Source organism: Kribbella yunnanensis (assembly GCF_039529655.1).
GTDB classification, from domain to species: Bacteria; Actinomycetota; Actinomycetes; order Propionibacteriales; family Kribbellaceae; genus Kribbella; species Kribbella yunnanensis.
In genome coordinates this window covers 765,257-788,404 of record NZ_BAAANF010000017.1, presented here as the reverse complement: position 1 = coordinate 788,404, position 23,148 = coordinate 765,257, and the positions used below count along the sequence as shown (strand labels likewise).

Below are 23,148 nucleotides of genomic sequence, written 5' to 3'. Positions count from 1 at the left end.
CATCGAGCGAAGGAGGCAACGATGTCCGCTGACGTCGTGGACCTGATCCTGCAGGACCACCGTGAGGTCGAGCGGCTGTTCGAAGAACTCAAGAACAGCCCGGAGAAGCGCCCGAACCTACTGCCGGTACTGACGACGTTGCTGACCGCACACAGCCGAGCCGAGGAGGCCGAGGTCTACCCGGTGGCCGCCGCGGAGGCCGGCGAGAAGGAAGAGGTGTCGCACAGCCAGCAGGAGCACATCGAGGCCGACCAACTGCTGGCCAAGCTCGCCGCGACCGACCCGGCATCGGCCAACTTCGACACCGTCCTGCAGAACCTGGTCGACGCGGTCACCCACCACGTCGAAGAGGAAGAGACCAAGGTTCTGCCCGGAATGCGGTCGAACCTGTCCGATCAGCGCCGAGCCGAACTCGGCGACGCGTTCGCCGCCAGCCGCAAGGAACACCTCGGCGAACAGCCCGGCGACATGACCCGCGACCAGCTCGCCCAGCAGGCCGCCAACGCCGACATCTCCGGCACCTCGGGTCTGTCCAAGGACGAGCTGAAGAAGAAGGTCGAGAGCGCAGGCGAAAGCTGAGCCACTCCGCAACGGATCCCCCACCTCAGCAGGTGGGGGATCCGTTGATTGGAGCAACTACCGCGGTACGTCGCCGCGCCAGCCACCGGTCTCGCCGCCGCGCTCCTCGATGAATTCCTTGAACCGTTGGAGATCGCCCTTCACGCGACCTTCGACCACCCCGAGTTTGTCGCCAACCTTCTCCAGGAAGCCCTCCGGATCGATGTCCATCTGCGCGGTCACCCGGCTGGTGGTGTCGGACAGCTTGTGGAACGTCACGACCCCGGCGTGCTGCGGACCCGAGTCCGACTTCCACGCCACCCGCTCATCGGCATGCTGCTCGGTCACGGTCGCGTCGAACTCGCGCGTCGCCCCACCGACCTTCACCACCCAGTGGTTGTGCGTCGCATCCAGTTGCCGGATCTCCTCCACGCCTTCCATGAACTGCGGGAACGACTCGAACTGCGTCCATTGGTTGTACGCCGTCGTCACCGGCACCTCGACATCGATGGACTGCGTGATCGTGCTCATCGCCATTCCTCCAAGCTGTGATGGACTCTGTGATCGCCGACCCCGGTGCCCGTCATCGGCTGGTTGATTCCCGCGTGGGTACCGAACGGGTATGACGACCTCCGCATCCGTTTGGCTCGCCACTGCGAACATGCCCCGGTACGACGGCATCGGCGCCGACCGCCGTACCGACGTACTGGTGGTGGGCGGTGGGGTGATCGGCCTGACCACGGCGTTGGAACTCCAACTGGAGGGCGCCGACGTCGTGCTTGTCGAATCCAATCGGATCGGCGCGCGGACCAGCGGGAACACGACCGGGAAGGTCACCTCGCAGCACGGCGCGATCTACGCCCAGCTGGTTGACCGGCACGGTGTCGAGGTGGCTCGGCAGTATGCGATGGCGAATCAGGCTGGAGTGGAACGGGTCGCGGCACTGGTCGACAGGTTCGGTATCGACTGCGAGTTCATCCGCGCTCCTGCTTTCGTCTACGCCACCGAGGACACAGATCTCCGGCGAGAGGCTGAGGTCGCAGCCGAGCTCGGGTTGCCGGCGAGCTTCGCGGCCGAGCTGGAGCTACCGGTGAAGACGACCGGGGTCGTCCGCTTCGACAACCAGGTCCAGCTCCATCCCGCTCGCTATCTCGCTGGACTGGCGGAGGCGTTCATCGCGGCCGGCGGGCGGATCTTCGAGCACACCCGGGTGACGGAACTCGACGATGGGATCGAGGCCAAGACCGAGCCCGGCGCGGTCATCCGCGCGGACCATGCGGTGGTCGCGACGCTGCTCCCGTTCGGGACTCTCGGTGGCTACTTCGCCCGGACCCGCCCGCAACAGTCCCACGGCATTGCCGTCCGGCTTCCGGTTGCGGCGCCGACCGGGACGGCGATCTCGGCCGACGGGCCAACCCGATCGACCAGACCTTGGCCGGGCGGTGGTCCGAACGGGCTGATCGTCGTCGGCAGTGGTCACGAGGTCGGCGACCAGTCCGACACCGATGCCGCCTACCGCAGCCTCGCCGACTGGGCCGGTTCGCTGTGGAACGCGCGACTCGAACCGGAGTACCGATGGTCGGCCCACGACTACAGCACCCCGGACCACCTTCCGTACGTCGGCAAGGCACCCGGCTCGCCGCTCCTCGTTGCCACCGGCATGCACAAATGGGGACTGAGCAACGGAACCATTGCCGCAGGCATCCTTCGTGATCTGATCCTCAAGCGAGACAACGAGTTCGGCGCCCTGTACGACGCAGGCCGGATCGGCGACGCCCATTCCGTTGCCACGCTGGTGAAGGACAACCTCAAGGTCGGCAAGGAACTCGTCGCCGGCCACGTACGCCGACTGGTCGGCGGCGGGCTGGACCACGTCGAGGTCGGCGAAGGCGGTCTGTACGACCTCGATGGCAAGACCGTCGGGGCCTCCTGCGATCACGACGGCCGGCTGCACACCGTGGTACCGGTCTGCACGCACCTCGGCTGCCCGTTGCGCTGGAACCAAGGCGACACCACCTGGGACTGCAACTGCCACGGCTCCCGCTTCACCCCCGACGGCAAGGTCCTCGACGGCCCCGCCACCAACCCCCTGGCCACACCATGAGTGATGCTGTTGTCGTCGGGGCTGGGCCGAACGGGCTGGTGGCGGCGAATTTGCTGGTTGATGCTGGGTGGGACGTCGTACTGCTGGAGGCGAACGACGCGGTCGGTGGCGCGGTGCGGAGTTCGCGGGATGTTGATCCGGCCTTTGTGCACGACACGTTCAGTTCGTTCTATCCCTTGGCTGCGGTTTCGCCGACGATCAGGGGTCTGAGGCTCGACGAGTATGGGCTGGAGTGGTCGAATGCTCCGTCTCCGGTCGGCAACCCGTTGTCGACCGGCGGCTGGGCTCTTGTGCACCCCGAGCCGGCCTATACGGCGGCGGCGCTCGATGCGTTGCACCCCGGTGACGGTCAGGCCTGGCTCGACCTGTACGGCGACTGGGAACGCGTCGGCCCCGCGGTGATCGACGCGCTGCTGAGCCCGTTTCCGCCCGTGCGCGCAGGTCTCGGCGTACTGCGGGAGCTGTTGGGGGCAAGGGGATTCAAGCGCCTGCAGGTACTGCTCGGGCCGGTCCAGTGGGTCGGCAACCGGCGGTTCGCGGGTGAGGCCGCAAAGATGCTGATGGCAACGAACTCGCAGCACGCGGACATCGCGCCGAACGCGCCGGGATCGGGGTTGATGGGATGGCTGCTGGTGATGATCGCGCAACAGCACGGTTATCCCGTACCGCGCGGTGGTGCTGGCGAGTTGTCGCGCGCGTTGGCCGACCGGTTCGCGGCTCGTGGCGGCAAGACCGTCTGCCAGGCACGGGTCGACCGGATCATCATCCGCGGCGGCCGCGCGGTCGCCGTACGGACTGATGACGGGACCCAGTACGGCGCGCGCCGGGCCATCCTCGCGGATGTCTCGGCGCCGGCGTTGTACCGGGAACTCATCGCCGAGGAGGACCTGCCGCGGCATGTGGATCAGCGGCTCAAGGCGTTCCGCTGGGATCCGGGCACGATCAAGGTCGACTGGGCGCTGAACGCACCGATCCCGTGGCGCGACAAGCCGGAGTTGACGCCCGGAACGGCCCATCTCGCGGACTCGGTACCGGACCTGCGGAGGTGGTCCAAGCAGTTGGCGGACGGGTGGATCCCGGATCGGCCGTTCCTGCTGATGGGACAGATGACGGCCGCCGATCCCTCGCGGTCCCCAGCCGGTACGGAGTCCGCGTGGGCCTACACCCACGTCCCACAGCAGGTGCGCGGCGACGCCGGCGGAGACCTGACCGGCCGCTGGGACGACGCCGAAGCCGAAGCAATGGCCGATCGGATCGAGGCCCGGGTCGAGCAGTTCGCGCCAGGGTTCGCCGAGCACATCACCGCGCGCCGCATCCTCAGCCCGGTCGAGCTCGAACGCCGCGACGCCAACCTCGTCGGCGGCGCCGTCAACGGCGGTACGTCGGGCCTGCGCCAGGAACTGTTCCTTCGCCCGATGCCGGGCCTCGGCCGCGCCGAGACCGCCATCAAGTCCCTCTACCTGGCCTCCGCCTCGGCCCACCCCGGCGGCGGAGTCCACGGCGCCTGCGGCTCCAACGCCGCCCGAGCCGCCCTGTTCCACGCCGGATAGCCGGCTTCGCCGGACTCGCCTACCTGCCGGTACCCGATTACATTCCTCGCGGTGAGGGAGGATTGGGGACATGGATCACGACTTCGACCTCTCGGCCAACGCGGCTGAGCGGTTTGCCCAGCTTGCCCTCGAGCTTCATGCCAGTGCTGACGTCGAGGAGACCGTCCAGGCGGTCGTCGAGTTCGCCCTGCAGGCGCTGGACTGTTCACACGCGGGAGTCGCGCTGTCACTGGCTGGGGGCAGGCTGGAGATCCCCGCCGTCACCGACCCGGTCGTCGCCGAGATCTACCAACTGCAGATGGACGGCGGCAAGGGCCCGCTGGCAGAGTCGATGCGGGACCACTCGACCGTTCTCGTGGCGGACACCGCGACCGACGGCCGCTGGCCGGAGTGGGCGGGCAAGGTCCTCGAACTGGGCGTCCGCAGCGTCCTCGACGTACCGCTGACCACCGCCTCCGGCACGCTCGGAGTGCTCGGCCTGTACAGCACGCACGCGGACGCCTTCGGCCAGGACGACCTCGCGGTAGCGCACATCCTGGCCCGCCACGCGTCGGTCGCGGTCGCCACCACCCGGCACGAGCAGCAACTGGCCCACGCGGTCGACGCCCGCAAGTTGGTCGGACAGGCGATGGGCATCCTGATGGAGCGCTACGACCTCGACGCCGACCGCGCCTTCGAAATACTGCGACGCTACTCCCAGGACACCAACCGCAAACTCCGCGACGTCGCCCAAGAACTCATCAACACCCGCAACCTCCCCCACTGAATCAGGGTGTGAGGAGGATCTTGACGGCGCCGTCGCGCTTCTGCTGGAACATCTCGTAGGCGTCGGGGCCGTCGGAGAGCGGGAGCCGGTGGGTGGCGAAGGTGTCGACGCGCAGCGGATCGTCGTCGCCGAGCAGGGGCAGGATGTCGTCGCTCCAGCGCCGGACGTTGGCCTGACCCATCCGAAGCTGGATCTGCTTGTCGAACATCGTCAACATCGGCAGCGGGTCGGCCATACCGCCGTACACACCGATCAACGAGATGGTCCCGCCCCGCCGGACGACCTCGACCGCGAGCAGCAGCGCCGCGAGACGATCCACGCCGGCCTTCTGCATGAGCGGACCCTGGATCGCATCGGGCAGCAACCCGGCCGCCTGCTGCGCGAACTTGGCTCCCGGCGAACCATGCGCTTCCATGCCGACGGCATCGATCACCGAATCCGGTCCACGACCATCAGTCAGGTCCCGGATCGCGTCCGCGACATCGTCGCCGTACTCGAGGATCTCGACGCCGTAGCGCCGCGCCCGCTCCAACCGCTCGGCGACCAGATCGACCCCGATCACGCGATACCCGTGATGCAACGCGACCCGGCAGGACATGTCACCGATCGGACCAAGCCCCAGTACGACGACCGTGCCGCCGTCCGGGATCCCGGCGTACTGGACCGCCTGCCAAGCGGTCGGCAGCACGTCGGACAGGTAGACGAAACGATCGTCCGGCGGACCGTGCGGCACCTTGATCGGCCCGTACTGCGCCTGGGGAACGCGAAGGTATTCGGCCTGGCCGCCGGGGACCTGCCCCATACAGCTTCGTGTAACCGAACAGCGCCGCGCCCATCCCCTGCTCGCGCACCTGCGTGGTCTCGCACTGGGTCTGCAGATTCCGGTTGCACATGAAGCACGACCCGCACGCGATCTGGAACGGTACGACGACGCGATCGCCGACACTGAGGCTGGTCACCGCGGATCCGACCTCCTCGACAATCCCGATCGACTCATGACCGAGGACATCACCGGCATCCAGGAACGGGCTCATCACCTCGTACAGATGCAGATCCGAACCGCAGATCCCGGTCGACGTCACCTTGATCACCGCATCGGTCGGATCCTCGATCCGCGGATCCGGCACCTCGCCGTACTCGATCTTCCGTTTCCCTTGCCAGGTCAGTGCCTTCATGCGTCTGCTCCTTTGCTCCGCGCGGGGATTGCCAGGACAGCTCCGACCCCGAAGTGGTCACTCGGCCAAACGCCTTCTGTGGGGTGGTCGAACAGTCGCCGGCATTCGGTGATGTGGAGAGACGGCCCGTGGCCGGTCGATCGGACGAGGATGTAGTCGATCCGCCGACCGAGCTCGGTGGCCCACTCGCCGTACTCGGCGGTTGTGGTGAGCGTGTTCTCCGGGGTGAACGTGTGGCCGGGATCGCTGCCGTGGATCGCTGCCCAGGCGTCGCGATAGCAGACACTCACGTTGTCCAGCGACTGTTTCCCGGTCCAGAACCGAACGCTGGCGGCATCGGGAGCCGCATTGAAATCGCCGGCCACGACCACATGTCGGCGGGTCGTGCCCACCAGCTCCTCGATGAACTTGGCGACCGCAACGGCCTGGCGTTCGCGTTCCGCCTCATGGGTGAGCTGCCAGTCCGGCATGTGATTGACGAACAACATCCGCCCGACCGGACCAGGCGCGTCGATCTCAGCCACCATCGCCGAACACGCAAACCCAGCCGCACGAGGCCCTAGATGCAGATCAACCTCATGAACCGCCGAGATCGGCCAACGCGACGCAAGCGAGATCCCCTCCCCGTTGCTCTCCCGCTCGCTGTGGTGCGCGAACTCGTACCCGTCACCGAGCACCTGTCGAGCCTGATCGTTCGCAACCACCTCCTGCAGCGCCACAAGATCCGGCCTGAACCGCGCAAACCCCGCACTCATCAACGCGCGGCGCCCAGGCCAGTTCGCCCGCAGTCCAAAGACATTCAAAGTGGCGACCCGCACGGTCCGCCCGGTACCCGCCACAAAACAGGTCGCACGGATGCCCCCGGGTACCGGAGAACAGGCCGCCGCCGAACTCCACGAACTCCTCGACGGCGACCACGCCTGACGATCAACCAGCTTGGAGCTCGGCCAGGCTGGACAGGACTTCTGCGAGGGCGGTGCGTTGCTCGTCTGTCAACGGGATGTCGTGGATCTGCGCGACGTAGTCCCGGGCCGCCGCTGTGTCGTCGACTCGGATTGCCAGTTCGGCTCGGTAGGCGAGGACGTTGATCAGGTCCTCGACTGTTGCTGTGTCTCGGTAGCGTTTGAGGGCTGAGTCGAGGATGCGGATCGCCTGCTCTTCGACGCCCTTGGAATCGCCCATCACCACCGCGCTCTTCAGGGAAGCGCCCAGTCTGCTCAGCGCCGCATCGTCCGGTTCGTCGGCCGCCGGCTTGGTCGCGAAGAACCTGATCCAGTTCCCGCCGGGATCGATCACGCAGAACCCGGAATGGTTCGCCACGTTCTTCCGCTTCCGCGGGCGCGTCATCCGCGGAATGCCGGTGACCAGGATCTTCCCGTACGCCGCCCGCATCCCCTCCGCGAAGGCCCGGAAGATCTCCCCGGTGTCCGGCACCATCACGACACAGGTGCCGTACGAGTTCGCGGGATCGAAGCCCGGCATCCCGAAGAAGTCCAGCCGCAGGTCCTCACGCTGCACGATGACGTACGGATTCGGCCGCAGCTGCTGGTAGGTCCGCCGGAATCCCAGCACCTCGTAGAACGCCACCACCTCGTCGATCGACGCACACGGCAACAACGGCACCGTCACCTCACCAGCCATCCCAACGCCTCCTTCACCCATGAACCGTCCACTGTACCGTACAGTGTACGACAGTGGCTCAGCCGGCGTAGGCCTGTTCGTAGAGTTGGCGGAGTTCGGGGGTGGTGGGACCGCTGGCGCCGCAGATGCTGACTTGGCCGTTCGCGGCGGAGACCAGGTAACTTTCGCCGACCTTGAAGTCGACCCCCAACAGGGTGAGAACGTCTTCCGGCATCGCTTGGACCTCGACGTTGTCGCCGGGACCGCCGCGGTACCAGTGCGCGACCTTGAGGGAGATCAGGTCGCCGGTGACGGCAGTGACCTTGCCTTCGAAGGCGACCGGCAGTCGCTGGAGATCGGCCACCTCGAGTGCGCGGCACTTGCCGGCGACCCCGCTGCCAACGGTCAGTTTGACGGTCGGGACCGGCGGAGTGGCGATGGGTGGCTCGTCGTTGCCAGCGGTGACGCCCCAGATGAGGCCGCCGGCGGCGATCAGGAGGCCGGCGGCTACGGCGGGAATCAGGCGGCGACGGGCGGGGCGGGTCTGGCTGTCTGTGCTCATGGGGATCTCCAGGAGGCGGTCTAGGTCCGGTTGGGGAGCACCCCGTCGTGACGCCGGGTCGGCGGCCTTCAGCTGGGCCAGCAGTTCGTCGTCGTTCACAGTTCACTCCCTCTCTTGACCTGTTCCTGTCCGGCCGTCGCGCCGTTCTTTCGGTCGAGCTGTACGGCGAGCTTTTTCTTTGCCCTGTGCAACCGAATACTCACCGCGTTCGGCGTCAGCCCGGTGACCTCCGCGATCGCCTGGGGCGCAAGGCCCTCCCACGCCCAGAGCATGACCACCTCGCGATCAAGCTCCCCGAGCGTCCGCAACGCGTCGTACAGCTCGATGTGCTCTGCAGGCTCCGACACCGCAGGCGTCCGCGCCAACCGATCGACCAGCCGCAGCCTGCGTCGTTCGGCACGGCGGGCGTTGGCCAGGCACCCACGAGCTACGCCGTAGCACCACGGCAGTACGTCATCCAGGTGCGGTACGTCGTCGATCCGCCGCCAGAGCACGAGCATCGTCTCGGCCAGTACGTCGTCGACCGCGGCCGGGTCGGTTCGGCGTACCAGGTAGCGATGCAGCGGCTCGCCAACCGCCCGCACCAGGGCCTCGAAGCGATGCTCACGCATGGAAGTCACACTCCCACCTGTCCGGCACGACCTCGATCCTTTCAGGAGCGGGCCTCGACGGCGAGCAGGAGCTGGCGGAGGGTTCCTGCGACTTCGCCACGCTGAGACGAGGTGAGCGGGGCGAGGAAGGTTTCGTCGGCGGCTAGGACCTTGGTGAGGGCTCGTTTGGCGAGGGCGCGGCCTCGGGGCGTCAGGTTGACGCGGACCGCGCGGCCGTCGGCGGGGTCGGGGACGCGGCGGATGAGGCCGGCCTGCTCGAGGCGGTGGAGGCGTGACGTCATGGCGCCGGTGGTGATGAGCGCCGAATCGGCGAGATCGGTCGGGTTGGTTCCGGTGGGGTCGGCGTGGCGGCGGAGCGTGTTCAGGACGTCGAAGTCGGGGAAGGTCAGGCCGAGTGGCTGGAGTGCCTCGGTCAGGGACTGCTGGAGGTGGTAAGCGCACAGCAGGAGGCGGCCGGCGACCTCCAGCGGGCTCACGTCGAGGTCGGGTTGCGTGCCGGCCCACGCGTCGATCATCCGGTCCACGGAATCTTTCTGCACCCTCCGCAGTTTAGCTTGGCATCAAGTCAATTAGCTTGGCATCAAGCTACCTGTACCGAGGAGAGTTCACATGGCGTTCAATAACTGGGCCTTCATCTATCTGGGTCTCGGCACGGAGGACCCGATCCGCGACCGCGCGGTGATCAGCGTCGGCGGTCTGACCACCACGATCGTGCCGGTACCGGACCGGGCCTTGGCCGCCGAAGTCGCCAAGCAATTGGTCGCCGACGGCGCTCAGCTCATCGAGGTCTGCGGCGGCCTCGGCCCATCCGTGGTGACCGAGGTCCTCGCCGCGACCGAGGGCAAGGTTCCGGTCGGCGGGACCAACTACGGCGTCGAGTCGATCCACGGGCTCGCCGCCCTCTTCCCACAGTGAGCGATCAGCCGAGGGCCACTTCGTGGTTCTTGGCGGTCCGGCGACGGTTGCGAAGCCAGTGGCCGAGGGTGATCAGGCCGAAGCCGACGGCGTAGATCGCGCTGGTGAACTCGAGGTACCCGAGCGTGCCGCCGAGGAGTTCGGTCTTGCCGTCGCGCGGGAAGGCCTCGGTGGAGCCGTTGACCCACTCCATCACGAGGTTGATCGACTGGAAGGTGTAGATCTGCGCGAACGCGATGGCGAAGATCAGGTACGCCGCGAGGCGGTTGCGGACCAGCAGCCCGAGTGGCAGCGCGACGAGGATGGTGAGGATGGCAATCATGGTGACCTCCGTGGAGTAGTGGTGATGACACCGACGATCCCGGCCGAGGGCGGCCGGGCGCATCGAGGTCACCGCTGGACTCCGGGCCAGTGCTGTCACTGATCCCACCGAGCGGTCCGGGGCTGCACAATGACGGCATGAGCCGAGCACGGTGGTCCGCGATCGCGGCCACCTGCGTCTGCCTGGCCGCGGTGGTGGCGCTGGCCCTGGGCCGCAGCGCCGAACTCACGCCGGTCTTCGTGCTGGACGCCGTACCGCTCGGGCTCGGCTGGTTGCTGGTCGTCCGTGCCCCGGGCAACGTGGTCGGGCCGGTGCTGACGTGGCTGGCCGCCTCGCTCGCGGTGGTCCCGGCGGTCGAGGCGTGGAGCGGGCCAGGGGTTTGGCCGTGGCAACTCGTCGGGTTCCTGGCGCTGCTGCTGGTGTTCCCGGACGGGCTATTGCCCGGCCGGCGCTGGCGGGCGGTGGCGTTCGCCGTACCGGGGGCTGCGTTGCTCGTGAACGTGGCCTTCGTGCTGACCATGAACTACCACGACGACCCGCCGATGCATTCACCCATCTCGGTACCGCGGTCGATCTGGTACCCGGTGATGTTCGGTGCGCTGTTCGTGCTGCTCGTCGTCTCCGTACTGTGCGTGGCAGCCGTCGTGGTTCGCTACCGAACCGGTGACGATCGGGTCCGCGAGCAACTGAAGTGGCTCATCCTCGCGGCTGTGCTGGTGTTGACGCTGATGGTTGCCAGTTGGGTCATCGCGGCCTTCGGCTGGCTCGGGCCCGAGGTGTACGGCGGTTTCCTGCTCGGCATCGTGATCCTGGTCCCGGCCGCGGTGACGATCGCCGTACTGCGGTATGACCTGTTCGAGATCGACCGGCTGCTCAGCGATTCACTCGCCTGGGTGCTGACGACCGCGATCGCGGCGGTCGCCTTGGCCGGGATCGCCGGCAGCCTCGACTACCTGATCGACGACGACCGCGTCGGCCTGACCGGGTCGGTGTTCCTGGTGGCGCTCGGCGTACTGCCGTTGCACGGAGTCATCCACCGGGCCGTGGCGCGCGTGATCGATCGTGATCGAGCGGTCGTCCTCGATCGGATCCAACGCTTCGTCGAGCAGGTCCGCGATGGTTCCGCAGAGCCCGAAGACGTCCAGGACGTGCTGCGAACGACCGTCGGCGATCCACAGTTGGTGCTACTGCTGACCGATCTCGACGGCAGCGGGTACGTCGATCGCACCGGCGCCCCCGCCGACCCGCCATCAGGCGAGCTCGTGACATTGCGCAGCAGCGACACGGATCTCGGCGTACTCGTGCTGACTCCCGGATCCGCCCGCCGAGTCCGGCAAGGCAAGCTGGCCGCCTCGGCTGCCCGGCTGCCGATCGAGGTGAGCCGGTTGCGGCTCGGGTTGCGCCGGGCGGTGCACGAGATCGACGAGAGCCGGCTCCGGCTGGTCACCGCAGCAGCTCAGGAACGTCGCCGACTCGAGCGTGACCTGCACGACGGCGCCCAGCAGCAACTGGTTGCCCTCGGCATGCAACTCCGGCTGGCCCAACGCCGGTTGCCGGATGGACATCCAGTCGGCGCCGAACTGGATCAGGCCGTCGAGCGGATCGAGAACACGGTCGCCGAACTGCGCCGGCTCGCCCACGGCGTCCGCCCCGCAAGCCTGCACGACGGACTGGGCGCTGCCTTGACCAGACTCGGCGCCGACGCACCGATCCCGGTCCGGTTCGAGATCGCGCTGGCCGACGACGACCCCGGCGAGCTGGTCGCCAGTACGGCGTACTTCGTCGTCGCCGAGGCGATGGCCAATGTCCTGAAGCACGCGGATGCCACCGCGATCGAGGTCACCGCACAACAGGTCGATGGCCGGCTGGAGATCCGGGTCAGCGACGACGGCCGCGGCGGTGCTTCCGGGCTCACCACCTTGCGCGACCGGGTCGGATCCATCGGAGGTCAGTTCACCGTGACGAGCGAACGCGGGACCGGTACGACGATCGTGGCGGTGCTGCCGTGCGGATCCTGATCGCCGAGGACTCGGTCCTGTTCCGGGAAGGCCTGGTCCGGTTGCTCACCGAATCCGGTCACGAGGTGGTGGCGAGTGTCGGGGACGCGGTCGCGCTTCCGGCGGCCGTCGACGAACACACCCCGGACCTGGCGATCATCGACGTCCGGATGCCGCCGACGATGACCGATGACGGCGCCCGCGCGGCCCAGGAGATCCGCGGACGACGGCCGCGGCAGCCGATCCTCGTCCTGTCCCAGCACATCGAGACCACGCACTCGGTCAAGCTCGTCTCGACCGGCGCGTTCGGCTATCTGCTGAAGGACCGGGTCCTGCGCGTCGACGATTTCCTCGACGCCCTCGACCGGGTCGCCGCCGGCGGATCAGCCCTCGATCCCGAGATCGTCGCCGCCCTGCTCACCACCCGCCGCCCCTTCCTCGCCGACCTGTCCGCGCGCGAGCAGGAAGTCCTCGCGTTGGTTGCCGAGGGCCACTCCAACAAATCCATCGCGGCCAAGCTCGTGGTCACCGATCGCACGGTCGAAACTCATATGCGGTCGATCTTCCAACGACTCCAACTGGCCGACACCGCCGACGCCCACCGCCGGGTCCTGGCGGTTCTGGCCTACCTGCGGGCCCAGGCCTGACGACCCTCATTCCGGTCTAGCATCCTCCGGGTGAACAGGCTGACAGCGACGCTCGGATGTCTGGTGACGGCATTGGCTCTGGCCAGTTGCGCGGCCGAGAAGCCGGTCGCCGGTCCGCCGACCCCGTCTGCGACGCCGACGCCCACGCCCACGCCCAGCGTCCCGAGTACGCCGTCCGAGCCGCAGCGGCCGGCCGCGTGGACCGCGGCGCTTCCCGGGGCCGGTGAGTTCGAGAATGCGACCGTCCTCGGCGAGACAGTGGTCGTCCACGGCAGGCAGTTGGTTGCGGGGCTGAACCGCGCCGACGGGAAGGTGCTGTGGAAGGTCCCGGTGAACGGTGAGGTCCGGGTCTCGGTGACCAAAGCGGTCGTGCTGATCGAGCAGGTCAGTCTGTTCCAGGGTGTCGATATCCGGTCCGGCAAAGTCAAGTACCGCAAGAAGCACGCCGCCGGCCGCCAGAACGCCGGGATCACTGCGGACTGGGTCGTCGTACCGGATTGTGCAGGCAGGACCTGCCGGGTGCGGGGTCTGCAGTTGCCGAGTTTCAAGGAGCGCTGGCACGCCGACTTCCCGATCGGAACCACGCCGAACGTCGACGCCCCGGGCTCGGACGTCACCGCCCACTACTACAACCTTGGCGAGCCGAACCTCGTCCGGCCCGCACCGTACGTCGTCTTCGGCCGGGACACGGGCAAAGAACGACTGATGACTGCACTGGCCACTGCCACCGGCAGGCCGGGTAAGACCTTCGACGCCTGGGACCAGTACCTGACGCTCACGACCGGACGGCTCGGGCTCATGTGGGACGAGCGGTACTCGGGCGGCGCGATCCGAATCAGCGGGCATGACGTGCTGACCGGTCGCTACCTCTGGCAACAGCGCGGCTGGCGGTGGGACAACGGTGGGCAGGCAGGCTATCCGGCGTTGACGAGCCGACTGCTCGCCGTACCGACCAAGGAGAAGACACCGGCGCTGATCGACCTGACGACCGGCGAGGTCCGCTGGACGAGCAGGGTGAAAGGCATCCCCGTCGGACTGACTGACCGGACGCTCCTGATCCAGGTCGGCGAGTTCTCGAACGAGATCGACTTGGTCGGGCTGGACACGGCGAACGGCAACCAGCGCTGGCAAATCGAGCTCCCACGGACCATGCTGGCCGGCCGGGATCAGGCAGTTGCGGTCGTCGGCGATCGGGTCGCCCACGAGATCGCCGGGCCGGCCGTCCGGGTGAACGACGTACGCACCGGAAACGCCCTGTGGACGGCCGAAGGCTCGGCCGGCCTGCTCGGGCTCGGCCCCGACTGGCTGATCACTCAGTCCGCCGGGGCCGACGACCGCATTCAGTTCTTCAAGTGAGTCACTTGATCGTGTAGCCGAAGGTGTCGTGGCGGAGGGCGTCGCCGGAGACCTTCACGATCTTCAGGGTGTGCTGGGCATTTCTCAGGCCGGTGGCGGTGAAGACCTGGCGAGCGGTGACGCGGGCGTCGCCGTGCAGGTTCACCCGGCGGATGACCTTGCCGTCGAGGTAGACGTCGGCCTCACCCTGGTCCGGGGCCAGGGCGGTTGACCAGTTGACCGAAGAACCAGTGAAGGTGAAGGAGGCCGAGGCGCCGTTCGCCGTGGTGGCGTGGACGTCGTCGCGGTAGTCGCCGCGGAAGCGGAAGTCGAGGGCTACGGTCCCGACCGGCTGCTTGGCGAGGTACTCCTTCTTGATGGTGACCGTGCGGCCGGTGACGGTGTAGTCGGTGCCCTTGACCAGACCGGCGATGGCGGCGAGCTCGCCCGGGTCACGGCTGATCTCGATGCTGACGTCGGCCGGCTGCGCCTTGTTGAACGTCGCCTTGTCCGGGTTGAGCAGGCTCTCCTGGCGGACGTTGAGCTTGTCGACCAGCATGAACTGGCCGCTCTTCTTCACCCCTCGGATCGTGTGGGCGCCGTTCGGCAGGTCCGAGATGCTGTAGACGACCTGCTGGGCTCCACGACCGTCGGCCTGGTAGGTGTTGACGGTCTGCTTGAGCTGGCCGTCGATGTAGATGTCCACCTCGCCTTGCGAGTTGTGTGTCTCGGTCACGTAGTCAACGCCGTTCCCGACGAAGCTGTACGAGAACGAGTCACCGTTCTGCTCGGAGTACTGGACGTCGTCCTGGTAGTCGCCAAGACCACGGCCGGTACTGCGGCTCCACGAACCCGTGTAGACGATCTGCGCGTTGTCGTTGTTGATCTCGAGAGTCCGGGTACCGACGTTGGCCGCGCCCGGGGCGCTCGCGCCGGCCGAGTCGGAGATCGTGACGTTCAGCGGCTCGGAGGTCGCCGGGACCTCGTAATTGCCGTTCCGCTTCCAGTCACCGTCGTACGAGACCCGCAGGTCGTCGTCGTTGACCTTGATCGTGGAGTTCGACTGCGGTGTCACCTTGAACAACCGAGCACCATGAATCGGTACGTCGTTCGCCGTGAAACTGCCGTTGAACGTGCCAAGGTCCTTCTTGGCCCACAGGTCGCGAACCTTCGCGGAACCGGTCAGACCGAGGTCGGCGAAAGTCGCGGTCATGTTCGCGTCAGTCTGACCGAGGTTGAACAGGGCAACGGTGTAACTGCTGTCGGCGTTGAGCGAGTACCAGACCTGGCGGTTCGACGTGGTGGACACCGGGTGCGCGGGCCGGCCGGCCTGGTTGACCGCGATGACCTCGCGGTTCGTCAGCAGATCGAGACCGTACTGGTCGAGCCGCGTCATGTCGTTACCCGTGTACATCGGGGCGGCCGACACGGCCCACAACGTTGCCGCCGTACGGCGCTCGTCCTTGGTCATGCCGTCCATCTGGCCGTTGCCGACGTTCAGCGAGTCGAGGTCGTTCCAGCCGCCGGGACCCGCGTGCCGCCACCAGTCGGCGAGCTTCGGGAAGAGCCGGCTGATGTTCGGCCAGGCGGTCAGCGCGACACCCTCGCAGTAGCACTCGACATCCCAGTCGATCCGCCAGCCGTTGGCGTACTGCTTCCAGTAGTCGGCGTAGTTGATGTCGAGCGCCCACGACAGCTCGAGCCAGATCTTGTGCTTGGCGAGCGCGGTCGACCAGGCCTTCACGTCGTCGCGCGCGTCGAGCGTGAGGTTGCTGACGCCCGAACCCGGCGTGACGCTGTCGAACTTGACCAGGTCGATCCCCCAGGAGGCGAACAGATCCGCGATCGAGTCGATGTACTTCTGCCCACAGGGCTTGGAGAAGTCGATCTTGTAGCCGATGCCCCAGTAGTCGGCCTTCACCAGCGGCCGCACCGGCAGATCACCGGTCTTGCACTCCGGAGCGCCGTACACCGGCAGGTTCGCGTCGATCACCTGCTGGCCGATACCCGGGATCGCGTAGATCCCGATCTTCTGGCCGTTGCCGTGGATGTGGTCGATCAGCGTCTGGAAGCCGCTGGGGTAGTTCTTCGCGCTCGGGGTCGGCCGGCCGTAGCCGTCGATCCCGTCGTTCCACGCGGCGTCAATGTTGATCCGGTTGTAGCCGTACGGCTGCAGCTTGGCGTGCATCGCGTCGGACTGCGCCGTGATCTGCTTTTCGTTGATCCAGGTACCGCCGTTCCCGGCGTACACCTGCATGCTGTAGCTGCTCCAGCCCATGTACGGCTTGTCCGCCTGCGCACCCGCCGGTCCACCAGGAGCCGCGGAGACGTTGGACGGGAGGGGAGCCTGCGGTACGGCGCCCTGTTGCGAAGCGGCCTCGGGAACGGCGCCGGGGCCCGGGCGTGGCGCCGCGGACGACACCGCCGCCGAGCCGACGGGAAGGAGTGCGGCGATCACGAGCGTCGCGAGGACGCCTCGGAGTGCCTTGGATCTGGTCATCAGCGGCGACCTTCTGCCTGGCGGATCGGATAGGATATGGGAATCTTGATCGGGTTAAGTAAGTCCGTCAAGATCCGATAGGAAATCCGATGGCCTTGACTTTCTCAGGCCAGGTACGGCGTGACGTTGCGCAGCGCTCTGGTCACGTACTCGTCCTTCTCGCCGACCGGGGCGACGTAGTGCATCGCGGCCTCGGCAGCCTCGAGACCATGCAGCCGGGCGATCGTCCAGGTCGCGAGGTAGGTGGAGGCCAGGCAACCGCCGGCTGTGGCCAGGTTGCCGCGAGCAAAGAACGGCTGATTGAGGACCTCGACACCGGCGGCGATCACCCAGGGCTTGGAGGTCAGGTCGGTACAGGCAGGAACGTCTTCGAGCAGGCCGAGCTTGGCCAGCACGAGAGCACCGGAGCACTGCGCGGCCAGGAGATGGCGTTCGGGATCGAGCCCCTTGAGGACGGCCATGATCTCCGGGTTCTCGACCACCTCGCGCGTCTTGCTGCCACTGCCGACGATGACGGCATCCGCCGTACAGGCTTCTTCGAGGTCGATCGCGGCGTCGATGGTGACGCCGTTCATCGACGTCACCCGGGGCGTCGGGCTGGCGATCGATACGCGCGCTCCGGGGACGCGGTTCAGGATCCCCAGCGCGATCAGGGAGTCGAGTTCGTTGTAGCCGTCGAAGGTCAGGATCGCGGTATGCATGCTCGGACGGTACGCCGACTGATCCATGACGATCCAAGAATTGTCATGCATACAATGCGGTGATGCGGACACCGAAGTACAAGGGAGTCGTCGACGTACTGGCGGATGAGATCCGCACCGGACGCCGGCCCGCGGGGATGCGGCTGCCCACGCATCGAGAGCTGGCTGCGTCCGAGGGGATCGCGCTGGTGACCGCGTCGCGCGTGTACGCCGAACTGGCCGCGATGAGGTTGGTGAGCAGCGAGCAGGGGCGCGGCACGTTCGTCCGCGATCTCGCGATGGATATCGATCACTTCGACCAGCGAACCGTGGCTGTCGATGCGATCGATCTGAGCTTCAATTCGCCGTCCGTGCCTGGGCAGGCCGACCTGCTGCGGCAGGCGTTGCGGGACCTGGCCGCGGCCGGAGATCTCGAGTCCCTCTTGCGCTATCAGCCGCATCGAGGTCGACCGCAGGATCGGGAGGCGGTGGCGCGGTACCTGCGGCAGCGCGGTCTGCAGGTCGGCCGGGAGCGGGTGCTGATGGTGAACGGCGCTCAGCACGGGCTGGCCGTTGCGGCGATGGCGATGTTCCAGCCGGGCGACGTGATCGCGGTCGATGCGATCACCTATCCAGGGTTCATCGTGCTGGCCCGCACGCTCGGTCTGGAGCTGGCTCCACTCCCGGCTAAGGCTGATGGTGTCGACCTCGATGCGCTTGAGCAGTTGTGTCGGCGTCGACGGGTGCGCGGTCTCTATGCGATACCCACGGTGCACAATCCGCTCGGCTGGGTGATCGATCGATCAGCGCGCGATCGGTTGATCGCGACCGCTCGGCGATACGAACTAACGGTCGTGGAAGACGCGTCGTACGCGTATCTCGCCGAGGATGCGCCACCGCCGCTGGCGACGCTGGCACCGGAGTTGACGGTCTATGTGTCGGGGTTGTCGAAGAGCGTCGCGACTGGACTGCGGATCGGGTACGTCGTTGCGCCGGAGGCGGTGGTCCCGGCGATCGAGCGCGTCATCATGGCCACGACCTGGCAGACGCCGGGCGTGACCGCGGCCATCGCCTGCCGCTGGCTCGAGGACGGCACGGTCGATCGGCTCGAGGTGCAGAAGCGGGCGGATGCGCGCGAGCGGCAGGACATCACGCTGGCCGCGTTGGGCGAACTGCGGTCGATCGGGCACCCCTCGTCGTACGTGCGCTGGTTGCCGTTGCCGCCGGATACGCGGCCGGATCGCATCGTGGCTGCGCTGGCCGCGCGCCGGGTTGCGGTTTCCACGGCGGCTCCCTTCGCCACGACTGCCGCCGTACCGCACGCACTGCGGTTGGCGATCGGTTCGGTATCGCTCGCGGAGCTCGCGCACGCCGTACGGGCTGTTCGGGAGGAGGTCGAGCAAGACGGTTTGAGATGACCACCCATCCGGGTTCGGGGTGGCGCCGAAGTGCTGGGTGTGAGCGAGCCCGTTCACACCCCTCACCTCAGGAGATCGTCATGTCTCGTACGACCGTTCGCGCCGGCCTCGCTGCGACTGCTCTGGCCCTTGTCCTGGCGACCGCCGCGTGTGGCAGTGACGACAAGAAGGCGGACGCACCGGCCGCCTCCCAGCCGACCTCGGCGCCGACCAGCGCGCCCTCCAGCGAGCCGTCGATGGACAACGCCGCCGGCCTCGTCGGCCCGGGCTGCGCGGCCTACGCCAAGGCGAACCCGACCGGCGCCGGTTCGGTCGACGGGATGGCCGCCGTACCGGTCGCCACCGCTGCCTCCGGCAACCCGTTGCTGACCACTCTCGTGGCCGCCGTCTCCGGCAAGCTGAACCCGAAGGTCAACCTGGTCTCGACCCTCAACGGCGGCGAGTTCACCGTGTTCGCCCCGGTCGACGACGCCTTCAAGAAGATCGACGCGAAGACCATCAACACCCTCAAGGCCGACGCGCCGCTGCTCACCAAGATCCTGACCTATCACGTGGTGGCTGGTCAGCTCGACCCGACCGCGGTCGTCGGCAAGCACGCGACGGCGGAGAAGCAGGAGGTCACCGTCACCGGTTCGGGGCAGAACCTGAAGGTCAACAACGCCAACGTGATCTGCGGTGGTGTGAAGACGGCCAACGCGACCGTCTACCTGATCGACACCGTCCTGATGCCCCCGGCCGCCTGAGTACGCCACTATGAGGGTTGAGCAGAGGAACCACGCGTGACCGAATCGACCGCACTCCCCTGGCCGGGCAACGGACCCCGGCCGGGGGTCACCGATGCCGACTTGCTGGCGCGGACCGCCGGTGGCGACACCGCGGCGTTCAGCACGCTCTACGACCGGATCAGCCCCTGGGTCTACGGCCTCGTACGGCGGGTTCTGCGCAACCCGGCGCAGTCGGAGGAGGTGACCCAGGAGGTGATGATCGACATCTGGCGAACCGCCAGCCGCTTCGACGCCGCCCGCGGCTCGGCGCACTCGTGGATCCTCACCATCGCCCATCGGCGGGCGGTCGACCGGGTTCGCTCCGAACAGGCGGCGAGTGATCGAACGGAGATGGTCGGTGCTCGGAACGCCGAGGTCGACTTCGACCAGGTCTCCGACACTGTGACCACCCGGCTCGAGGCTGAGCAGGTCCGGCGCTGCCTCGGCACGCTGACCGAGCTGCAGCGAGAATCGATCACACTTGCCTATTACAACGGCTACACGTACCTGGAAGTGGCCCACCAACTCGACGCCAAACTGCCTACTGTGAAAGCACGGATGCGCGACGGCCTGATCAGGCTCCGCGACTGCCTCGGAACCAGCAAAGGGGGTACGCCATGACCGAACCAGACGATCACACGCTCACCGGGCCTTATGTCCTGGACGCGCTGCCTGCCGACGAGCGCACCCGCTTCGAGGCTCACCTGGCCGAGTGTCAGTTCTGCACCGCGGAAGTGGCCGAGCTCCGCGAGGCCGCGATCAAACTCGCCACGCAGGTGGAGGCGACACCGCCCTTGCATTTGAAGACTAATGTGCTGCGGGCGATTGAGAACGTCCGCCAACTGCCACCGGTCGTTGCCGGTACGCCGGATGCCGTGACAGCGCGTCGTTTCAGCCGCCGGTCGGTGTTCGCCTTGGCCGCGGCCGCTCTTGTGATCGCTGGTGTCGGTGGGGTTGCCGTGGATCAGTACCGCGACAAGAGGGCGGCGGTTGAGGCCAATGAGCAGATGGCGGCGGTTCTTGCGCAGCCGGATGCGAAGACGTCACATGGCGCGATCATCGGTGGCGGGCAGGCGACGGTGGTGATGTCCGCGCGGGCGGATGCGGTGGTCGTCGTACTGCATGATCTGCGGAAGCCGCCCAGTGGGAAGGTCTGGCAACTGTGGCTGATGGACGCGTCCCAGAACGCTCGTTCGATCGGCCTCACCTCGGGTGACCTGGCAACCGTTGTCCAAGGCAACGTCATCGGCCAGACGACGTTCGGTCTAACCGAGGAGCCAACCGGCGGCTCCCCTGAGCCCACAACGACCCCGGTCGCCGCCGTCGAGATGACCTAGGCGCCTCGAGGTGCCAGGTTCAGATGACCTAGGGCGTTGCGAGGGTGAGGATTACCTCGTTGCGGCGGATGGTGAGGTGGCCGCCGGTGGTTTCGGCGTAGCGGCGGGCTATGTCTAGACCTAGACCGGAGGAGCCGCGGTCGCTGCGGCCTCGCTCCCCCGCGCCCAGGGGGATGCCGGGTCCTTCGTCCGCGATGGTGATTTGTACGGCGTTGGTTGTGCGCAGCAACGTGATTCGGGCCGGGGTGCCGTCGGGGGTGTGGGCGACGACGTTCTCGACAAGGGCGTCCAGGGCAGCGGCCAGGTCTTCGGGGGCCGAGCGGACCATCGCGGGCGGGTCGGGCAGGTCGAGGGTGAGCTCGCGGCCTTGGTCCTCGAAGAGCGGTTCCCAGAAGGCTGCTCGGTCGCGCGTCACCTGGACAGCGTCGCAATGCGGGACCCGACCCTCGCGCTGCGGTCGGCGAGCCGCGCTGATGATGGCGGTCAGGGTGCGCTCCAGGCTGGTGACCTGGGTGTTGAGCTCCTCGGCACGTTCGCGATCCGGGAGCGCCTCGACCTGGAGTCTGAGCGCGGTCAACGGCGTGCGCAACCGGTGGGATAGGTCGGCCACCGACTCGCGTTCGACCGCGATGACCTCGTCGATGCGGTCGGCAAGGCGGTTCAGGGCCGCACCGACCTTCGCCACCTCGACCGGTCCGGTGACCGGGGCGCGGGCTTCGAGATCACCGCCGGCCAGGCGCTCCGCCGTACCGGCTGTTTCTTCCAGCGGGCGGGCCAGGCGGCGGGAGACGAGCTCGGCGCCGGCGATGCTGAGCAGCAGGACGAGCAGCCCGGCTCCGGCCACGACGAGGATGCGGGGCGTCAAGCCGTCGTACAGCTCGTCGCCGGTGAGGTACAGGCAGACCGAGGCTGGGCCTTGGGGTGTGCCGACGTCGATCTCGACGGCGAGGCCGCCGTTCACGTCGCGGTAGTCGGGGTCGCCGATCTCCGGCGGGCCTTTGTGGTCGTCGTTGTAGTCGGTCGGCGTGGGTTTCGGCGCGGAGACACCGCCGGGCGGGGCCTGACCGAGCGTCGTACCGTCAGCGAGACGCACCGACAGCGTGCCGGGGCCGTCCTTCATGCCTTGGAGGTACGCCGCGATGTCGTCCTTGGTGTGGTCTTTGTCGCCGACGTAGTACGCGACCGACTCGGCGCGGTACCGGGCATTCTCCTTGGACTCGTCGGCCGTCGCTGAGCGAAGGAGAATGATCAGCGGTACGGCGAACCCGATCACGACCAGCATCGTCAGGCCGACCGAGAGCAGGAGGATCCGGCGGCGCATCAGCTCTCCAGAACCGCGAGCTTGACGCCGACCCCACGGACGCTGTGCAGCAGACGCGGTGCGGCCGCCGTCTCACCGAGCTTGCGCCTGAGCCACGACAGATGCACGTCGACCGTCCGGTCGCCGCCACCCCACGGCAGGCCCCAGACCTCCGCGAGCAACTCCCGCTTGCTGACCACGGCTCCCGGTCTGCGGGACAGGGCGAGCAGGAGGTCGAACTCCTTGCGCGTCAGGTCGACCGGATTGCCGTCCAGCGTGACCTCGCGACTCCGCGGATCGATCTTCAGCGGCCCGACATCCACCGTCACGTCCTGCTGATCGGTCCCGAGACGACGCAGTACGGCGCGAATCCGGGCATCGATCTGAGCGGAGCTGTACGGCTTGATCACATAGTCGTCAGCCCCGGCATCCAGCAGCTTCACCACACTCGCGTCATCATCCCGCGCAGTCGCCACGATCACCGGCACATCACTCACCGCACGAACCATCGCCAGCACGTCCCGCCCGTCCAGATCCGGCAACCCCAGATCCAGCAGAACCACCTCCGGCCGATCCCGCGCCACCCCCGCAATCCCCTCCGCGCCCCCACCAACAGCCGTCACCACATGCCCAACCGCCGTCAGAGCCTTCGAGAGCGACGTACGAATAGCGTCGTCATCCTCCACCAACAACACCCGAGCCATACCGCAGAGCGTATCCACCCCACCCCCGCCGATCCCCCCACCGCCCCCACCCCACCCGACGACATTTGAACGGATATCCGCCGAACCCGCACGGGCGCCCTCACGCCTCGCGGCGGACCTGAGCCACTCACCAACCCCCAAATGCGGGGTCGGCTCAGGCGTGGCGAGCGCCGCTGAGGGCAGTTGGTGAGTGCCGGCGGTCCGCCCACCACCTCACCCCGATCCACCACCCCCACCCCGCCCACCCCAATCTCGATGGGCAACCCCCCAACCCAGGGGATAA

General features: G+C 67.5%; 25 protein-coding genes. 12 read left to right on the top strand and 13 right to left on the bottom strand.

The features are described from left to right. The first annotated feature begins 21 nt into the window (after positions 1–21). On the top strand, positions 22–579 hold the full coding sequence (locus tag ABD231_RS27050) for a hemerythrin domain-containing protein (RefSeq protein ID WP_344157849.1): 558 nt from the start codon (positions 22–24) through the stop codon (positions 577–579). A 57-nt stretch (positions 580–636) separates the two neighbouring features. Here the strand turns inward: ABD231_RS27050 and ABD231_RS27045 are convergent, their stop codons facing one another. After that, positions 637–1,089 (bottom strand): SRPBCC family protein, encoded by a 453-nt coding sequence (locus ABD231_RS27045; protein WP_344157846.1) that lies wholly within the window; start codon positions 1,087–1,089, stop codon positions 637–639. A gap of 91 nt (positions 1,090–1,180) precedes the next feature. Here ABD231_RS27045 and ABD231_RS27040 point away from each other — a divergent pair, with 91 nt between their 5' ends. The 3 genes from ABD231_RS27040 (at position 1,181) to ABD231_RS27030 (ending at position 4,978) form a co-directional block, all read left to right on the top strand. Beyond that, entirely contained in the window at positions 1,181–2,662 is a 1,482-nt protein-coding gene (locus ABD231_RS27040; protein WP_344157843.1) for an FAD-dependent oxidoreductase, read from the top strand. After that, positions 2,659–4,212 (top strand): phytoene desaturase family protein, encoded by a 1,554-nt coding sequence (locus ABD231_RS27035; protein WP_344157840.1) that lies wholly within the window; start codon positions 2,659–2,661, stop codon positions 4,210–4,212. Before ABD231_RS27040 ends, ABD231_RS27035 begins: the two co-directional genes overlap by 4 nt. Before the next feature lie 70 nt (positions 4,213–4,282). Next, positions 4,283–4,978 carry a GAF and ANTAR domain-containing protein gene (locus ABD231_RS27030; RefSeq protein ID WP_344157836.1) on the top strand — a complete coding sequence of 232 codons (696 nt, stop codon included), beginning with the start codon at positions 4,283–4,285 and terminating at the stop codon, positions 4,976–4,978. Position 4,979: 1 nt separating this feature from the next. On the opposite strand, the gene ABD231_RS27025 is transcribed toward ABD231_RS27030, so the two are convergent. The 7 genes from ABD231_RS27025 to ABD231_RS26995 all read right to left on the bottom strand — a co-directional run bounded on the left by ABD231_RS27025 (position 4,980) and on the right by ABD231_RS26995 (position 9,485). Continuing rightward, entirely contained in the window at positions 4,980–5,666 is a 687-nt protein-coding gene (locus tag ABD231_RS27025) for a zinc-binding dehydrogenase (RefSeq protein ID WP_344157833.1), read from the bottom strand. Next, complete coding sequence (locus ABD231_RS27020; RefSeq protein ID WP_344157830.1) at positions 5,578–6,153, bottom strand: alcohol dehydrogenase catalytic domain-containing protein; 576 nt, start codon at positions 6,151–6,153, stop codon at positions 5,578–5,580. The genes ABD231_RS27025 and ABD231_RS27020 overlap by 89 nt, the downstream gene beginning before the upstream one ends. After that, entirely contained in the window at positions 6,150–6,971 is an 822-nt protein-coding gene (locus tag ABD231_RS27015) for an endonuclease/exonuclease/phosphatase family protein (RefSeq protein WP_344157828.1), read from the bottom strand. Before ABD231_RS27015 ends, ABD231_RS27020 begins: the two co-directional genes overlap by 4 nt. Positions 6,972–7,080: 109 nt before the next feature. After that, a complete protein-coding gene (locus ABD231_RS27010) occupies positions 7,081–7,794 on the bottom strand; it encodes a VOC family protein (RefSeq protein ID WP_344157825.1) in 714 nt (237 codons plus the stop codon). Between the two features lie 58 nt (positions 7,795–7,852). Then, a complete protein-coding gene (locus tag ABD231_RS27005) occupies positions 7,853–8,434 on the bottom strand; it encodes a hypothetical protein (protein WP_344157822.1) in 582 nt (193 codons plus the stop codon). Beyond that, positions 8,431–8,946: an RNA polymerase sigma factor gene (locus ABD231_RS27000; protein WP_344157819.1), complete on the bottom strand. Its 516-nt coding sequence runs from the start codon at positions 8,944–8,946 to the stop codon at positions 8,431–8,433. The genes ABD231_RS27005 and ABD231_RS27000 overlap by 4 nt, the downstream gene beginning before the upstream one ends. 41 nt (positions 8,947–8,987) lie before the next feature. Then, complete coding sequence (locus tag ABD231_RS26995; protein WP_344157816.1) at positions 8,988–9,485, bottom strand: MarR family winged helix-turn-helix transcriptional regulator; 498 nt, start codon at positions 9,483–9,485, stop codon at positions 8,988–8,990. 70 nt (positions 9,486–9,555) lie between these two features. Here ABD231_RS26995 and ABD231_RS26990 point away from each other — a divergent pair, with 70 nt between their 5' ends. Beyond that, positions 9,556–9,861 (top strand): DUF6506 family protein, encoded by a 306-nt coding sequence (locus ABD231_RS26990; protein WP_344157813.1) that lies wholly within the window; start codon positions 9,556–9,558, stop codon positions 9,859–9,861. A 4-nt stretch (positions 9,862–9,865) separates the two neighbouring features. Here ABD231_RS26990 and ABD231_RS26985 read toward each other — a convergent pair whose 3' ends face one another. Continuing rightward, positions 9,866–10,183, bottom strand: a complete 318-nt coding sequence (locus tag ABD231_RS26985) for a hypothetical protein (RefSeq protein WP_344157810.1) — start codon at positions 10,181–10,183, stop codon at positions 9,866–9,868. 137 nt (positions 10,184–10,320) lie between these two features. Here ABD231_RS26985 and ABD231_RS26980 point away from each other — a divergent pair, with 137 nt between their 5' ends. From ABD231_RS26980 to ABD231_RS26970, 3 genes are read left to right on the top strand one after another with little or no spacing between them, the layout of a single operon-like run. Next, entirely contained in the window at positions 10,321–12,201 is a 1,881-nt protein-coding gene (locus tag ABD231_RS26980; RefSeq protein ID WP_344157807.1) for a sensor histidine kinase, read from the top strand. Continuing rightward, complete coding sequence (locus tag ABD231_RS26975; protein WP_344157804.1) at positions 12,189–12,827, top strand: response regulator transcription factor; 639 nt, start codon at positions 12,189–12,191, stop codon at positions 12,825–12,827. The genes ABD231_RS26980 and ABD231_RS26975 overlap by 13 nt, the downstream gene beginning before the upstream one ends. A 30-nt stretch (positions 12,828–12,857) precedes the next feature. Next, positions 12,858–14,183 (top strand): outer membrane protein assembly factor BamB family protein, encoded by a 1,326-nt coding sequence (locus ABD231_RS26970; protein WP_344157801.1) that lies wholly within the window; start codon positions 12,858–12,860, stop codon positions 14,181–14,183. Between the two features lies 1 nt (position 14,184). Here the strand turns inward: ABD231_RS26970 and ABD231_RS26965 are convergent, their stop codons facing one another. Continuing rightward, a complete protein-coding gene (locus ABD231_RS26965; RefSeq protein ID WP_344157798.1) occupies positions 14,185–16,662 on the bottom strand; it encodes a X2-like carbohydrate binding domain-containing protein in 2,478 nt (825 codons plus the stop codon). A 104-nt stretch (positions 16,663–16,766) separates the two neighbouring features. Next, positions 16,767–17,363: a DJ-1/PfpI family protein gene (locus ABD231_RS26960; RefSeq protein WP_344157795.1), complete on the bottom strand. Its 597-nt coding sequence runs from the start codon at positions 17,361–17,363 to the stop codon at positions 16,767–16,769. A gap of 62 nt (positions 17,364–17,425) precedes the next feature. On the opposite strand from ABD231_RS26960, the gene ABD231_RS26955 reads away from it, so the two are divergent. The 4 genes from ABD231_RS26955 (at position 17,426) to ABD231_RS26940 (ending at position 20,861) form a co-directional block, all read left to right on the top strand. Next, positions 17,426–18,760 carry an aminotransferase-like domain-containing protein gene (locus tag ABD231_RS26955; protein WP_344157792.1) on the top strand — a complete coding sequence of 445 codons (1,335 nt, stop codon included), beginning with the start codon at positions 17,426–17,428 and terminating at the stop codon, positions 18,758–18,760. 80 nt (positions 18,761–18,840) lie between these two features. After that, a complete protein-coding gene (locus ABD231_RS26950) occupies positions 18,841–19,503 on the top strand; it encodes a fasciclin domain-containing protein (RefSeq protein WP_344157789.1) in 663 nt (220 codons plus the stop codon). A 36-nt stretch (positions 19,504–19,539) separates the two neighbouring features. Then, positions 19,540–20,145 carry a sigma-70 family RNA polymerase sigma factor gene (locus ABD231_RS26945; RefSeq protein ID WP_344157785.1) on the top strand — a complete coding sequence of 202 codons (606 nt, stop codon included), beginning with the start codon at positions 19,540–19,542 and terminating at the stop codon, positions 20,143–20,145. Next, on the top strand, positions 20,142–20,861 hold the full coding sequence (locus ABD231_RS26940) for an anti-sigma factor (protein ID WP_344157782.1): 720 nt from the start codon (positions 20,142–20,144) through the stop codon (positions 20,859–20,861). Before ABD231_RS26945 ends, ABD231_RS26940 begins: the two co-directional genes overlap by 4 nt. 28 nt (positions 20,862–20,889) lie before the next feature. Here the strand turns inward: ABD231_RS26940 and ABD231_RS26935 are convergent, their stop codons facing one another. Both ABD231_RS26935 and ABD231_RS26930 read right to left on the bottom strand, forming a co-directional pair. Then, entirely contained in the window at positions 20,890–22,182 is a 1,293-nt protein-coding gene (locus ABD231_RS26935) for a sensor histidine kinase (RefSeq protein ID WP_344157779.1), read from the bottom strand. Then, positions 22,182–22,865 (bottom strand): response regulator transcription factor, encoded by a 684-nt coding sequence (locus ABD231_RS26930; protein ID WP_344157776.1) that lies wholly within the window; start codon positions 22,863–22,865, stop codon positions 22,182–22,184. The genes ABD231_RS26935 and ABD231_RS26930 overlap by 1 nt, the downstream gene beginning before the upstream one ends. Positions 22,866–23,148: the final 283 nt, after the last annotated feature.